General features: G+C 44.3%; 11 protein-coding genes. 5 read left to right on the forward strand and 6 right to left on the reverse strand.

The genetic code is table 11. The annotated features are described in order from the left end of the window. Positions 1-214: 214 nt before the first annotated feature. Positions 215-1,240, reverse strand: coding sequence for a glycosyltransferase family 4 protein (locus AACT52_RS35780; RefSeq protein WP_073635172.1), 1,026 nt, complete (start codon positions 1,238-1,240; stop codon positions 215-217). Positions 1,241-2,798: 1,558 nt separating this feature from the next. Here AACT52_RS35780 and AACT52_RS35785 point away from each other — a divergent pair. From AACT52_RS35785 to trpE, 3 genes are all read left to right on the forward strand, one after another. Further along, a complete protein-coding gene (locus tag AACT52_RS35785) occupies positions 2,799-4,838 on the forward strand; it encodes a DICT sensory domain-containing protein (RefSeq protein WP_073635173.1) in 2,040 nt (679 codons plus the stop codon). A gap of 175 nt (positions 4,839-5,013) precedes the next feature. Continuing rightward, positions 5,014-5,436: a photosystem I reaction center subunit II PsaD gene (locus AACT52_RS35790; RefSeq protein ID WP_073635174.1), complete on the forward strand. Its 423-nt coding sequence runs from the start codon at positions 5,014-5,016 to the stop codon at positions 5,434-5,436. Between the two features lie 91 nt (positions 5,437-5,527). Beyond that, positions 5,528-7,075: an anthranilate synthase component I gene (gene trpE, locus AACT52_RS35795; RefSeq protein ID WP_073635175.1), complete on the forward strand. Its 1,548-nt coding sequence runs from the start codon at positions 5,528-5,530 to the stop codon at positions 7,073-7,075. Positions 7,076-7,131: 56 nt separating this feature from the next. Here the strand turns inward: trpE and AACT52_RS35800 are convergent, their stop codons facing one another. The 3 genes from AACT52_RS35800 to purS all read right to left on the reverse strand — a co-directional run bounded on the left by AACT52_RS35800 (position 7,132) and on the right by purS (position 9,307). Further along, the gene (locus AACT52_RS35800; protein WP_073635176.1) at positions 7,132-7,935 is read right to left on the reverse strand and encodes an RNA-guided endonuclease InsQ/TnpB family protein; all 804 of its coding nucleotides are present in this window, start codon (positions 7,933-7,935) and stop codon (positions 7,132-7,134) included. A 297-nt stretch (positions 7,936-8,232) separates the two neighbouring features. Beyond that, positions 8,233-8,907, reverse strand: a complete 675-nt coding sequence (purQ, locus tag AACT52_RS35805; protein WP_073635177.1) for a phosphoribosylformylglycinamidine synthase subunit PurQ — start codon at positions 8,905-8,907, stop codon at positions 8,233-8,235. Positions 8,908-9,028: 121 nt separating this feature from the next. Continuing rightward, complete coding sequence (gene purS / locus AACT52_RS35810; protein ID WP_073635178.1) at positions 9,029-9,307, reverse strand: phosphoribosylformylglycinamidine synthase subunit PurS; 279 nt, start codon at positions 9,305-9,307, stop codon at positions 9,029-9,031. Between the two features lie 159 nt (positions 9,308-9,466). Between purS and AACT52_RS35815 the strand changes: the two genes are divergently transcribed. After that, positions 9,467-9,865, forward strand: a complete 399-nt coding sequence (locus AACT52_RS35815; RefSeq protein WP_073635179.1) for a Fur family transcriptional regulator — start codon at positions 9,467-9,469, stop codon at positions 9,863-9,865. Between the two features lie 137 nt (positions 9,866-10,002). Here AACT52_RS35815 and AACT52_RS35820 read toward each other — a convergent pair whose 3' ends face one another. After that, positions 10,003-11,010, reverse strand: a complete 1,008-nt coding sequence (locus AACT52_RS35820; RefSeq protein WP_073635180.1) for an SPFH domain-containing protein — start codon at positions 11,008-11,010, stop codon at positions 10,003-10,005. A gap of 275 nt (positions 11,011-11,285) precedes the next feature. Further along, positions 11,286-11,720: an NfeD family protein gene (locus tag AACT52_RS35825; RefSeq protein WP_073635181.1), complete on the reverse strand. Its 435-nt coding sequence runs from the start codon at positions 11,718-11,720 to the stop codon at positions 11,286-11,288. 237 nt (positions 11,721-11,957) lie between these two features. On the opposite strand from AACT52_RS35825, the gene AACT52_RS35830 reads away from it, so the two are divergent. Then, positions 11,958-13,910, forward strand: a complete 1,953-nt coding sequence (locus AACT52_RS35830; RefSeq protein WP_073635182.1) for a PP2C family protein-serine/threonine phosphatase — start codon at positions 11,958-11,960, stop codon at positions 13,908-13,910. The last annotated feature ends 14 nt before the right edge of the window (positions 13,911-13,924 follow it).

Below are 13,924 nucleotides of genomic sequence, written 5' to 3' on the forward strand. Positions count from 1 at the left end.
CTATTATTACTAAAATAATATTAGTTGAGTCTCCAATTTTTGAAATAAAAATAAAAATTTTTTATTGACCAAGTTTGAACTCAAAACTCTAGAGGTGGTAAAAACAAGGTACTCCATGTCCCTTTTTTTACCCCATTTCATCCACTCTTGCCCATAAACCAATTTTCACGATTGTCTTGTGACTTTTGGAGTGATGGGTTGCAGGTGCAGACTTCTAGACTAGGACCATTTTATAAGCCCTCTCATACTCCGAAGTCATAGATTCAACGCTAAAGCGACTGACAACGTATTCCCGACAAGTCGAACGGTTTAATTTCATGGCGTCTGGAATCACTTCAATCATTTTTTCCAGCGAATGGCAAATAAAACCTGTTTTCCCATGAGCAATCACTTCTGGTACTGAACCTAATCCCATGCCAATGACAGGTGTACCCGTTGCCATTGACTCAATCATGACCAAACCAAAAGGCTCTCGCCAGTTGATGGGGAACAAAGTCACAGTTGCTCCACCAAGCAGTTTAACTTTTTCTTCGTGGGAAACCTCACCCAGGTACTGAATCTGTTCGCCATCAATCAAAGGCTCTACTTGTTCTCGATAATAATCTCGGTCAACAACGTCAACTTTGCCAGCCATCTTCAATGGTAAGCCAGCAGCACGAGCAATCTTAATCGCTTCCACTGGTCCTTTTTCTGGGGAGAAGCGCCCGACAAATGCTAAGTATGCAGGTTGCGTCGGTTCGGGATGGAAGGGATAGACGGTTGTATCAATACCGTTGTAAACGGTATGAATGTAGTTTAAGCCTAAGCGCGGTTCTCGTTGTGCCTCACTAATACTGATGAAAGGTTGCCAAGCAAAACGCCGATACATTTTCTCGTTATCGCGCGTAAAAATGCCATGCATTGTATGTACGGTAGGAGTTTTTACAAAACCGCAATACGGAAGGGCAGGACAACCTACGTGAGAGTGGATGATATCAAAATGATGGGCGTTTTGATAAACATCAGCAAGCATCATCTGCTCGTAAAGTGTCGGCTCTTTGATATTAGAGTCAAGTCGTAGTGCTTGATTATGGACTGAACAAAGTTTTGCTTTGGTAATCGAGTCACCAGAAGCAAATAAGGTAACATCATGACCGCGCCTAACTAATTCGTCTGTAAGTAATTGAACAATTAGTTCAGTACCGCCATAACGAAAGGGAGGAACACGCTCCCATAAAGGAGAAATTTGTGCGATTCTCATGTTTCACCTGAGCAGGTATGTGTAGCACGTATTTACCCAGGAAATCTATGACCAACAGATTCATAGTTCTACAGCTATTTTCAGGTCAATAGACCTTTTTTATCTGGCGCATAAACAAACGAGCGGCTTCTCTACCAGAAGCCACAAGACGAGCCAGCGCTATGCAGGAGGTGACAACAACCTGCTGCATGCAGGAGGAGCGTTAGCCATGTAGGCGGTGAGACCAGTGCTGCAGGAGAGAAGTTGCAAGAGCAAAAAATGTGGTCTAAATAAAGTGAAAACTGCTGTAAGAAAATTGGGGAAATATGGAATGCTTTGTGTTTACTGTTGTTGCAAGCCTTAATGGTGTCACTTTAATACACTCCATCTTTTTTGAATTAAGGCATTAACGAATGATTTCTTCTGCTTTTTTGTTAAGAAATTTATGGATGGGATCATCTCCCCATCAAAGCTTGCTTTGTCTATTGTCTATGAGTTAGTGGTTTTACTAGACTGCTATTGCAGACTTCAGTGCTTTTAGCACCCACTAAATTTTCAGATTGATCACATGGTTTTAAGAATTTTGAAAATTATTGATAAAATAATATTACATGAGATCGCTATATTCCGCAATACACTTTTTCAACAGTGACTACAAGCACTTCTGTACTTTTTTATCCATACTTCAAAAGTCAAAAATCTGAAGACTTGTAAATAGTTATACTTTTTAACAATAGTTTATAAAAAAGTACGATGATAGCGGTTGCGTCTTCAAATAACATAAATACTTGAGTTAACTATGCATGAAAATCAAATTTTTGGCAAAATCAAATAATAGTGGGAATTTATAAATTGATTGATAATGCAGCCTTTGATGATATCCTAAAAAGAATGTCAACAAGAAAGTGTGCTTGTACAGGTCATTTTTGGAAGTAGATTCTTACCTACACAATACTTATAAATTCTGCGTATGCAGGTTCTTATACGGCGACTTTGATCATTAGGGATTTTTGTTAGACATAATAGTCCTGAGTTGTCAGTCCTGAGAGTGTAGTGGTTTGTGTTCAATTCTTGAAATGGCTTTAGCAAAAAGGAAAATGGTGGAAAAACCCTAAATTTATGAATGGAGAAAAGAGGATTTTTTCCTGAATCAAAAAAGTTCTCGTTTAGCTTATGTTCAATGCAAAGCTGACAAAATAAAAAACTTGACTATGGCAATCCGGTTTGATTTTTGAAAAAAATACTGTAGGGTGCCTGTGGGGATGACCAACCATGAGAATCATCAGCGGGGACATACTCAAAACGCAGGACTGAAGATTTAGCACGGTATGATGACGCCAGTCTACTTCTGTAGGATACTTACTATAGCTCTAAAGCTGCTGTCGGTTAGCTGGCGGGAAACCCTAGACAGAATGTTGCTGCATCTCAAGCAACGTGCTGCGCCTGCCAAGGGTCTCAACGTGTCTTTCACCATTCTTTACATATTGCAACTATCTCGTTAACTTAAGAGTCCGTTGTAATTTGTACAATGCAGCTGTGGCATCAATATTGTCCAGATTGTGGCTCCTTAAAGAAATTGATGAGCATTTCGACTTCCGTGCTGAGTGAACTGCTACAGGCTCTACCCAACCTGAGACCTCAAATATATTTCAAGGCTTCACTAACGGCGCTCTCCCATGCAATGGAAGACCAGGTGTTGGCGGCTACTTTGGAGCAGCCTCTGGTCATTGCTAGCTTCCAAAGAGAGCGATTCTACCGTCAAGAAGCTCATCGCTATCAGCGGCTTGCTCAGCGTAGTAATCAAATATACGTATTATCAGCCCCCGAAACAGATTTTACCAACAGTTCGGAATACTACGAAAAGATCGCCTTTGAACCCGATGATAGCTTAAGTCAAGAGTGGCATTTGGTGGTAATCGCCCAAAACTATGCCACTTGCTTGGTTTGCCGGGAAAGCATGGGTTCTCTTGCTAAAAATGAGCAACTGCGGGAGATCAGCCCGAGTTTGGATATGGACACGGCGCGAAGGTTTGAAGGAATTTGGACAGCAGAACGGGGGGTAAGCCTGAAAGCCGCTGAATTGCTATTGGACAGGATTTTGGTTTACAGACCAGAACTGGCAGACAAAATTCACTTGTGCCGCCAGAGGTTTGGGATAGGGGAGCGTCTGAGCGAAACAATAGCAGAACAGAACGAATATGCTTGCGACATAGATACTGACCCCTTTGTGCAGCGTTTGGTGACTTACCTGCAAGCAAGTCAGTACAAATTGCACAAAGCATATCGTTCCATCACGGCTCAAGCACGCAAAGAACGCTTGGTCAATACGATTAGCACCGCTATTAGGCGATCGCTCGACCCCCATGAAATTCTCCAAGTCGCAACCCAAGAACTGGGACAAAACTTAGGGGCGTGTCGCTGTTTAATCTATCGCGCTCAAGGCACGGATGCCAAAGCCGTCATTGACCATGAGTTTTTGAAACCTGGTGTAACATCTCTTCTACGACAAACCTGGCTGTTGGAGAACAATCTCCTATTTCGGGAAGTGGTACTACAAAGCGCAGGGGTTTGTATTACTGATACTCAAACTGACGCTCGCATCACCAGTTCTAAAGAACTTTGGGAACTCGTGAAAAAGTATGGCATTCGTTCTTGGCTGATGGAACCAGTGTTCTACCAGGGGCGGTTGTTGGGTATCGTTGAGCTGCACTACTGCAACGAAACTTTACACGATTGGCAAGCTGGGGACTTTGACCTGGTAGAAGCTATTGCCACCCAAGTGGGAGCCGCCCTGATCCAAGCGGAGGCTTATGCTAACCTAGAAGTCTTGAACAAGCAGTTGGAAGCCCTTGACCGCACCCGCAGCAACTTGATAGCCATCACCGGACACGAACTCCGTACCCCCCTATCTACCATTCAGGTGTGCTTGGAAAGTCTAGCCAGCGAACCGGATATGCCTCCAGAGTTACGGCAGGTCATGCTAGACACTGCTCTTACTGACTCAGAACGGATGCGCAAACTCATACAAGATTTCCTGACGCTTTCTAATCTCGAAAGCGGTCGAGTAGAATGGCATCCAGAATCGCTCAGCTTACAAGAATGTGTGGAACTGTCGCTCAGTCGGATTCGCACCCGGTTTGCCTCCGAAAAGCTGCCTAAAATTACAACTCAGCTTGCAAAAAACCTGCCTTTGGTTAAAGCAGATGGAGATTGGCTGGTGGAAGTCCTGGCAAAACTGGTAGATAACGCTTGCAAATTTACATCATCAGACGGAGAAATCACCATTAAGGCTGAACGCAATCGCAAAAAGATGGTTGAAGTCACCGTAGCTGATACCGGACGCGGTATTGAACCACATCTTCTAGAAATCGTTTTTGACCGTTTCTATCAAGAAGAAGGAGCGTTGCGCCGCACCACTGGTGGCACAGGTCTTGGCTTAGCAATTAGCCGTCAAATTGTCAATGGTTGGGGTGGAGAGATTTGGGCAAAATCAAACGGCAAAAACCAAGGTAGTCAGTTTCACTTTACCATACCCATAGTTGAGGCGAGGCAAGAGCAAAAGCTGTCACGCCCAAGGAAAGGGAGCAAGCGACAGGGGACACAAGAGAAAACTCTATAAAGAAATTTAGCGCTTTAGCAGCAGTTATGAGTTCATAGTCAAAAACCTGTGGAATCTAGATTTTTGACTATGGATTATCAAGGATTGACTAACAACTGTTACAGACTATGACGCGATCGCAACATGACCCTAGTCGCGGTGATAGGATGCCGTAAAAACGTTGAGAGAAAACTTTATGGCAGAAACACTCTCTGGACAGACCCCCATATTTGGTGGCAGTACTGGCGGCTTGCTGAAAAAAGCAGAAGTGGAAGAAAAGTACGCTATCACTTGGACTAGCCCCAAGGAGCAGCCTTTTGAACTGCCTACAGGCGGTACCGCCATTATGCGCCAAGGTGAAAACCTCCTGTATTTGGCTCGTAAGGAATACGGCGTCTATCTGGGCGGTCAGGTCTTGCGGAAATTGAAAATCACAAACTACAAAGTTTACCGAATTTATCCGAACGGAGAAATTCAGTACATACATCCGGCTGATGGTGTCTTCCCAGAAAAAGTCAACCCAGGTCGTGAAAAAGTGCGTTATGTAGACCGCAATATCGGTAAAAACCCGAGTCCAGCAGCAGTCAAGTTCAGCGGTAAGTCTACTTTCGAGTCTTAGTAAATAGAGGTCAGCCGTTAGCTGTCAGCTATTAGCAACTTGCTAATAGCTGACAGCAGATGGCTGATTGCTGATAATATGAGAAATTTTTATGATATTCCCCGATTTTGAGCAGTTTTGCAAGCTAGCATTGCAAGGCAACTTTGTGCCGGTGTATCAAGAATGGGTCGCCGACCTAGATACACCAGTATCGGCTTGGTATAAAGTATGCGCCGGACAACCATACAGCTTTTTGTTGGAATCGGTAGAAGGTGGGGAAAAACTGGGACGGTATAGCTTTGTGGGTTGTGATCCGGTGTGGGTTCTAGAAGCAAGAGGCGAATACACTACTCAAACACATCGCGACGGTTCGCAGCTTGTGTTTGAAGGCGATCCCTTTACAACATTAGCCAATTGTTTGGAACCATATCAACCCGTCAAATTACCCGAGTTACCGCCAGGAATTGGGGGTTTATTTGGTTTCTGGGGTTATGAATTGATTCGCTGGATAGAACCACGCGTCCCAGTTTATCAAACTGATGAAAGAAATATCCCAGATGGGTTGTGGATGCAGGTAGACCATCTGTTGATTTTTGACCAGGTGAAGCGGAAAATTTGGGCAATAGCCTACGCTGATTTGCGTGATGTAGAACTCTCGGATGGCGCGTCTTTACAAACAGCGTATCAACAAGCGTGCGATCGCGTTACCCAAATGGTGAGCAAGCTCTCTCTGCCTGTGTCACCCCAAAAGAGCATAATGGAGTGGACACCACCAGGGACTAAGAGAGCAGGAGAAGCAGGGGAAGCAGGGGAAGCACAGGAGTACAAAAGTAACTTCACCCGTGCTGAATTTTGTGCCAATGTCCAGAAAGCAAAAGACTATATCAAAGCTGGAGATATTTTTCAAGTTGTTATTTCCCAGCGACTTACAACAGAATACACTGGCGACTCCTTCGCTCTTTACCGTTCTTTGCGCCAGATTAATCCTTCGCCTTACATGGCTTACTTTCACTTTCAAGATTGGCAAATTATCGGTTCCAGTCCGGAAGTGATGGTAAAAGCAGAACTAGATTCACAAGCAGAGGTGATAGCAACTGTACGTCCTATCGCTGGGACACGCCCACGAGGAAAAACCCCTCAGGAAGATGCAGCATTCGCAGAGGATTTGCTCAAAGATCCCAAGGAAATTGCTGAGCATGTGATGCTTGTTGATTTGGGACGAAATGATTTAGGGCGCGTTTGTCAAAGTGGTACGGTGAGAGTTGATGAATTGATGGTGATTGAGCGCTACTCTCACGTGATGCACATTGTTAGTAATGTTCTAGGTAAACTAGCGCCTGGGAAAACCGCATGGGATTTACTCAAAGCTTGCTTCCCAGCAGGAACCGTAAGCGGCGCACCCAAGATTCGCGCGATGCAAATCATTAATGAGTTAGAACCTAGTCGTCGTGGCGTCTATTCTGGTGTTTACGGACACTACGATTTTGAAGGACAATTGAATACGGCGATAGCAATTCGTACAATGGTTCTCCGGGATAATACTGTGAGCGTGCAAGCAGGCGCTGGTTTGGTTGCTGATTCTGATCCCGATAAAGAATATGAAGAAACGTTAAATAAGGCGAGAGGGCTGCTGGAGGCAATTCGCTGTTTGCGCTCATGAGTCGTAGGCTTGGGTGGGGTGAGAAATTGTATCTACTAACACCTACAGCCGCTTCATCATCTATCGAGTAGATGACTCAATAGTCGCCAACTTGATCTTTGGTAGTAGCCAAAATAGTTAAGGGCGATCGCCTCCATATCAGACTTCTTGCATTTATTAAAAAAAAGAATAATTAACCACAGATGGACACAGATGGACACAGATGGAATCTTGTCTATTCTCTTGTGTGCAACACAAAACTTACACAAATCGCTCAAGTCAAACAACTCGAACTCTTTGAAGTTTGCTTCCTGCAACGTCTGTGGTGAGTCGGCTCCTAACCTGTCCACAGGCGTTAATTTCGCGCTTGCCCTCCGGGTATGCCTCCGGCACGGCTTTGCCGAACGCAGTCGCTTCAAGCCGGGGAACCCGTCCAACGCGCTGCTCACCGCACGTATTTTTTGTAAAGGGGCATTATTTAAATTAATCGCCGCATTTAAATCACGGCATTGAATGTGTCCACATCCAGCCCTACACGCATAAATCCTTTCTGACAAAGGCATTGGTTGCACGTTTGTGCAGTTAGAACACGTCTTGGAACTTGCAAACCACCTATCAACTATCTCTACTTTAGTGCCGTAAAACGCTTGCTTGTAAGTTAGCATCCGACGAAACTCGTATAGTCCCAAAGAAGAGATAGCTTCCGAGAGCTTGTGATTTGCTATCATTCCAGAAATGTTAAGATCTTCTATCCGAATCCTTACGTATTTTCGACTAATGTCGGTTGTCGTTTTCTGAAGAAAATCTTTGCGGATATTAGCAATATGAGCGTGAGTTTTTGCTATTTGACCGAAATAGCGTTTAGCTGTGTTGGATGTCACTACACCTTTGCAACGGTTTCCTAATTGTTTGTTACGGTAGCTTTAATGTAGCGCTTGAAGGTGAAGAGTCAGAGGTGCGAACTGACTGTACTAGGAGCAAAGCTTAGCTTTGGCAACCAACTCTCATCAATTGCTTACTCAAGATAGTGAGTGGTTCTCAAAATGGACGAAGGGCGATTGCGATTCGGGGCAGTGGCAAAGCCAATCGCCCCTTTTGTTGAAATCTTAAAGACGCAAAAAAAAACTTGGTTTCTTTGCGTCTTTGCGCCTTTGCGCGAAATCATCCTAAGTTAGCAACTACACCAACGCCGCCACTTTCTCCAACAACCCTTGGAACAACTTCAACCCATCGCTACCGCCCAACATCGGGTCAGACGCTCTCTCCGGATGCGGCATCATCCCCAACACATTGCCCGTAGAATTGCAAATCCCGGCAATGTTATTCACTGAGCCGTTAAGGTTATCTCCCTCGTAGCGAAACAACACTTGATTGTTATCTTCAAGTTCTGATAACGTGGCTGCATCAGCGTAAAATTGCCCTTCTCCGTGGGCAATGGGCAAAGTGATAATTTCCCCTTCTTGATAACCTTGCGTCCAAGGAAGATCTGTGCGCTCAACTTTAACAGGAACGCGATCGCAAATAAAATGCAAATCCCGATTTTTTACCAACGCTCCTGGTAACAACCCTGCCTCAGTTAATACCTGGAAACCGTTGCAAATACCGAGGACAGGTTTGCCCTTTTGAGAGTGTGTTACTACTTGCTGCATAACAGGTGAAAATCGTGCGATCGCACCACAGCGCAAATAATCGCCGTAGCTAAAACCACCTGGTATAATAATGATATCCAAATCAGAAATATCAGTTTCTTGATGCCAAACCATGCGAGTCGGTTGCTTTAACAAATCTTTTGTCACGTAAGCAACATCGCGATCGCAATTAGAACCCGGAAAAACAACAACCCCAAATTTCATGTTATTAGTCATTAGTTATTAGTTATTAGTCATTGTAGAGACGCGCCATGGCGCGTCTGTAAATTTTTGTCATAGCATTTTAAACTAGAGACAAAAGACCAATGACTCTTGCTTTTCTGCCTTAATACACTCCCGTCTGTGACTCAACCTCGGTCAAATCAAAGTGATAATTTTCTATGACTGGATTTGCAAGCATTTGGTCACACATCCGATCCAGGTTCTGACGGGCTGTACCTTCATCGGTTGAGGTGAGAGTTAATTCAATGTACTTACCGATCCGCACCTGCTCAACATCATCGTACCCCAATTGCTTCAGCCCAGATTGGACTGCTACACCAGCAGGGTCGAGAACTGAAGGACGGAGAGTTACAAAAATTTTGGCTAGATACTTCCTTTGCACTGGCTTAAGCTGAATACTGCTACGCTCATACTATATCTTTCTGTCTCAACTAGGCGACAATCAGATAACAAGTCATTAGAGTTAAGCTAGAAGTCAGCCAAGAGAACATTTTCAACTATAAATTGGCGTTTTTTTACTATTGTTTTTTTACTATTGTCTATGAGAGCCATACGCACGCGCAGTCAAGAGCGTATTCTAACACTGCTTAAAACCGTCAAACAAGGCATTTCTGCCCAGGATATTTACGTAGAATTACGTAACCGTAACCAAAACATGGGTTTAGCAACAGTATACCGCTCATTGGAAGCCTTAAAACTTGAAGGCATGGTGCAAGTGCGGACATTGGCTAACGGTGAAGCCCTTTATAGCTTAGCGCAGCAAGACAAGCACCACTTGACCTGCCTGCAATGCGGTGCTTCTATTCCGATTAATCAATGCCCTGTCCATGACCTAGAAGTTCAGTTACAATCTACACATAAGTTTAAGATTTTTTATCACACTCTAGAGTTTTTCGGTTTGTGCAGCCAATGCCAGCTAGCTCAAGCTGCTGGGGAGTAGGAAGAATGAGGAAGATGAGGGGGATGAGGGGGACAAATCAATTCAAAATTCGCTCATTCAAAATTCAAAATTTAAAAGTAAGAGTCTCTCCCTCATCTGCGTCCCTCACTCCCTCTGTCCCTCCCTCTCTCACCCTTTTAGCTGGCGTGATTGTTATTTACTGGGGTATTTCCGTAAGCATTCAGGAGGTTCGAGTCAGTTTGATTATCTGAGACAATCGAGCGTATACCCTCCAAAGTCGCGGGAATCGTGCGCGGGTCCATAAACATGACCTTACTGCTATCACTCTTGCCAATTGTCGCACCCATATCCAGGTAGCCCAAAGCAAGCAGAACTTCCAGCGCTTTGTGACCATTGGGGTTTGTTTGGATTTTTTGGGCAATAATGTCCGCAGATTCAGCAACAGCTTGTGCTTTAAGAACCTGCTGCTGGCGTTCGGCTTGTGCTTTGAGAACGATCGCTTTTTGTTCAGCTTCTGCTCGCAAAATGACGGCTTTTTGACGGGCTTCCGCGTCTAAAACTTGGGCATCAGCTTTACCTCTGGCGCTATTAACAGCTGCTTCCCGTTCGCCTTCTGAAGTCAAAATCGCCGCCCGTTTGCGCCGTTCCGCTGACATTTGCAGTTCCATCGACTCTCTGACTGCTTGTGAGGGAATAATATCTCGCAGTTCCACCCGTGTGACTTTTACGCCCCAAGGGTCGGTAGCAACGTCCAATTCGTGCAGTAAAATTTCATTAATTTGAGAACGGGCGGTAAAAGTTTCATCAAGTTCCAGTTTGCCCATTTCCGCACGAATTTGAGTCAGCACCAAATTCTCCATTGCCATCCGGAGATTTTCCACTTTGTAGTAGGCTTTCTCCATATCGACGATGCGCCAATAAACCACAGCATCAACGCTAATTGAGACATTATCGCGGGTGATGCTTTGTTGTGGAGGAATATCTATGACTTTTTCCCGAATCGTCTCCCGGAAGACGACTCTATCTACAACAGGAACGATAAAGTTAAGCCCTGGTTCTAACTTTTTGTTATAGCTTCCCAAACGTTCCACCAAAGCTTCATTACCCTGATTCACAACTTTCACAGAACCTGCTATAGCAGAACCGCCTAAAGCTAAAAAAACAAGTAAAAAGAACTGTTCCATAATGAATTTTCCAATTTTTTAATTAAGCTACGACTTACGCACTGTAGAAATGCACCCGCATATGCATTTACTATCGCCGTCTTTGCAAGCAGCTTGTAAAAGGCTGTTGGTTTCACTTTAGGCTGCAATTGTCAATAATTTGGAAAGATTTAAACACAACGCTCGACAATTACCTTGTCTTAAGATTTACTGCCACCATACAACCCCGTTGATTAACGTAGTATCGTTCCTACATATAACAACTTATTTGTAAAGTGCGTAAGTCCTATAAGCAATTACGAGTGCAACAGATTTTCTGGCATCACAATTAGGGTGGTGCCTTCGCGTCTTGTGACGTAAACTCTTTGATTGGGTGGTATGCTGAGTTTTTCATCGTCACAAAGCGCCCGCCAAGAATTCCCCTCGTACAGCACTCGTCCTGTTTTCCCAGCTGGAATCTCTGTTAAAGTTTCAGCTATAATTGCATCCTGAATTTTCGACTTGCGTCGTGGCAATCTCACAAATCGACGGGAAAGTACGACTAGCGCTGTGGAAAGCAACAGCCAAACCACAACTTGTAGCCATAACTTGCCCAAAATCGCTTGAGACAGAAACGCCACCAGAATAGCGCTAATTCCCATCAAGAAGGCAACAAAAGCTGTTGGCAGAAACAGTTCTATCAAACATAGACCTGATCCCGCAAACAGCCAGATTAAAGTAGTACTTGGCATAATGCCATCCCAGACAATACATTTTATCTTGTCAATGCATTTATATGATTAGATACACTCATGCATTGACTGTTTCCAGAAAGCCAAAGTTAATTTTTTAAGGTAAATTTTGATGACTTTTAGTAAAAATATATTTAACCAAAACAACACAATATTAGTCTATTCTAACGTTCAGGTATTTGACAGCCAAATTTAATCGGAATTAACCCTTATATTTGTCGAAAAATTCCCACTTGCATGATTTCAACACAGCAGATAATTTATTGCACAAATTCCAGTTGTACTCAACCCATTAATTCTGTGGGGGATAGTGTTTGTGCAAGTTGTCAAACTCCCTTAGTTTACCGCTATCTTTGGGCAACTGGTTCCTCAGTAGCCGAAATCCAACCAGGAGAAAAGGTGGCGAATAGGTATGAGGTTATTACCCCTAATATTTGGCTGGATACTCAACCAGGATTATTGCCAGATATACCCGAAGAATTGCCAAGAGAAATTGTGTCTTACCTGCGGCTATACCAACACAGACTACACATTCCTCAGGCATATGGAATTGCTCACGATGATATTGTCTTGCTGGAAAATGTGCCGATAGATGAGACGGGAAACCTCTACCCAGCAATCACAGATGCATGGGATCAAGCAAACCCAGTCAGACAAGTTAACTGGTTGTGGCAAATTCTCCAACTGTGGATACCGTTATCAGAGTTGGGTGTAGCTGGTAGTTTGCTGATTCCAGATAATTTGCGAGTGCAAGGTTGGTGCGTGCGACTGTTGGAACTTGACCAGACGCGCCATAGCCATAGTCTAGAGACGCGCCATGGCGCGTCTCTACAACAATTGGGCGAGTGTTGGCAACCTTGGGTAGCGACTGCAAAAAAACCAGTGGGACAAGAGTTGAACAACATAGTCCAGCAGATGCGTAGCGAGGAAGCAAATTTAGAGTCTATTGCGAGTCAACTCAATGCATTACTTCTATCATCTGCAGCAGATTTGCCATTAACCCTAAAGGTTGCAGGAGCAACAGAAACTGGTCCACAACAAACGCAAAATGAAGATACTTGCTACCCCACTAACACTAATGACCCCGATGATCCATTATTACCACGGGTATCGATTGTTTGTGATGGCATTGGTGGACATGAAGGCGGCGAAGTTGCAAGTCTACTAGCAGTGCAGTCCTTAAAGTTGCAACTCCGTGCCTTACTGACAGAAGTGAAAGAACAAGCAGACATTTTACCGCCGGACTTGATCCAAAAACAACTAGAGGCAAGTTTGCGGATTGTAAACAACGTAATTTGCAACTGCAATGACGAGCAAAAACGCGAAGGTACCCAACGCATGGGTACAACACTCGTGATGGCAGTGCAATTACCGCAAAGCATCCAAACCGCCCTCGGGTTTCAGTCATTAAATGCACATGAACTTTATTTAGCAAGTGTGGGCGATAGCCGTGCATACTGGATGACGCGTAACTATTGCCAGCTTTTAACAATAGATGATGACGTAGCGGGGCGGGAAGTCCGCTATGGTCGTAGTTTGTATCGAAAAGCATTGCAACGCCCAGATGCAACTGCCCTAACTCAAGCATTGGGGACAAAAGAAGGCGAATTTCTGCGTCCTTTGGTTCAGCGATTTATTTTAGAAGAAGACGGTATATTACTGCTATGTTCTGATGGTTTAAGTGATAATGACTGGGTAGAACACTCTTGGCGGGATTACGCTATCCCTGTACTACAAGGTACACTTTCGTTGGAAGATGCTGTTAGCCAGTGGATTGGCTTGGCAAATCAGAAAAATACTCATGACAATACGTCAGTGGTTCTGATTTATTGTCGTGTCTCGCGAGACCCTATAGTGCCAATGACTTCCGCCCTAGCACCTGTAGAAATAATAGAGGCAGAACAAGAAGAACAAGAAGAACAAGAACCACAATCTGAGTTAGCAGCAAGTTCTCAAGCACTTCTGGAATTGGATGTTTCAGAACCGCCAGCACAAACAGCGACCAAAACCCCTGCTAAACCTCAAGGGCGGCGAAAGTGGTGGGTTCTGTTTGGGGGACTGTTAGCTTTGCTTGTGGGCGGTACGAGTTTAGGATTAGTTGCTTGGTGGCGACTGAGTCCGGAAACATTTCAGCAGACGTGTGGGCAACTTCCCGAGAAAGTGCAGCAAGTGTGTCCCCCTCAGAAGTAAAGACTCACCCGCGA

This window comes from Scytonema sp. HK-05 (assembly GCF_963872035.1).
Lineage (GTDB): Bacteria > Cyanobacteriota > Cyanobacteriia > Cyanobacteriales > Nostocaceae > Kalymmatonema.

Excerpts from the sequence above, each read along its gene's own strand:
- AACT52_RS35780 (WP_073635172.1), bottom strand. The coding sequence starts at position 1,240 with ATGAGAATCGCACAAATTTCTCCTTTATGGGAGCGTGTTCCTCCCTTT.
- AACT52_RS35785 (WP_073635173.1), top strand. The coding sequence starts at position 2,799 with ATGAGCATTTCGACTTCCGTGCTGAGTGAACTGCTACAGGCTCTACCC.
- AACT52_RS35790 (WP_073635174.1), top strand. The coding sequence starts at position 5,014 with ATGGCAGAAACACTCTCTGGACAGACCCCCATATTTGGTGGCAGTACT.
- trpE (WP_073635175.1), top strand. The coding sequence starts at position 5,528 with ATGATATTCCCCGATTTTGAGCAGTTTTGCAAGCTAGCATTGCAAGGC.
- purQ (WP_073635177.1), bottom strand. The coding sequence starts at position 8,907 with ATGAAATTTGGGGTTGTTGTTTTTCCGGGTTCTAATTGCGATCGCGAT.
- AACT52_RS35815 (WP_073635179.1), top strand. The coding sequence starts at position 9,467 with ATGAGAGCCATACGCACGCGCAGTCAAGAGCGTATTCTAACACTGCTT.
- AACT52_RS35820 (WP_073635180.1), bottom strand. The coding sequence starts at position 11,010 with ATGGAACAGTTCTTTTTACTTGTTTTTTTAGCTTTAGGCGGTTCTGCT.
- AACT52_RS35825 (WP_073635181.1), bottom strand. The coding sequence starts at position 11,720 with ATGCCAAGTACTACTTTAATCTGGCTGTTTGCGGGATCAGGTCTATGT.
- AACT52_RS35830 (WP_073635182.1), top strand. The coding sequence starts at position 11,958 with ATGATTTCAACACAGCAGATAATTTATTGCACAAATTCCAGTTGTACT.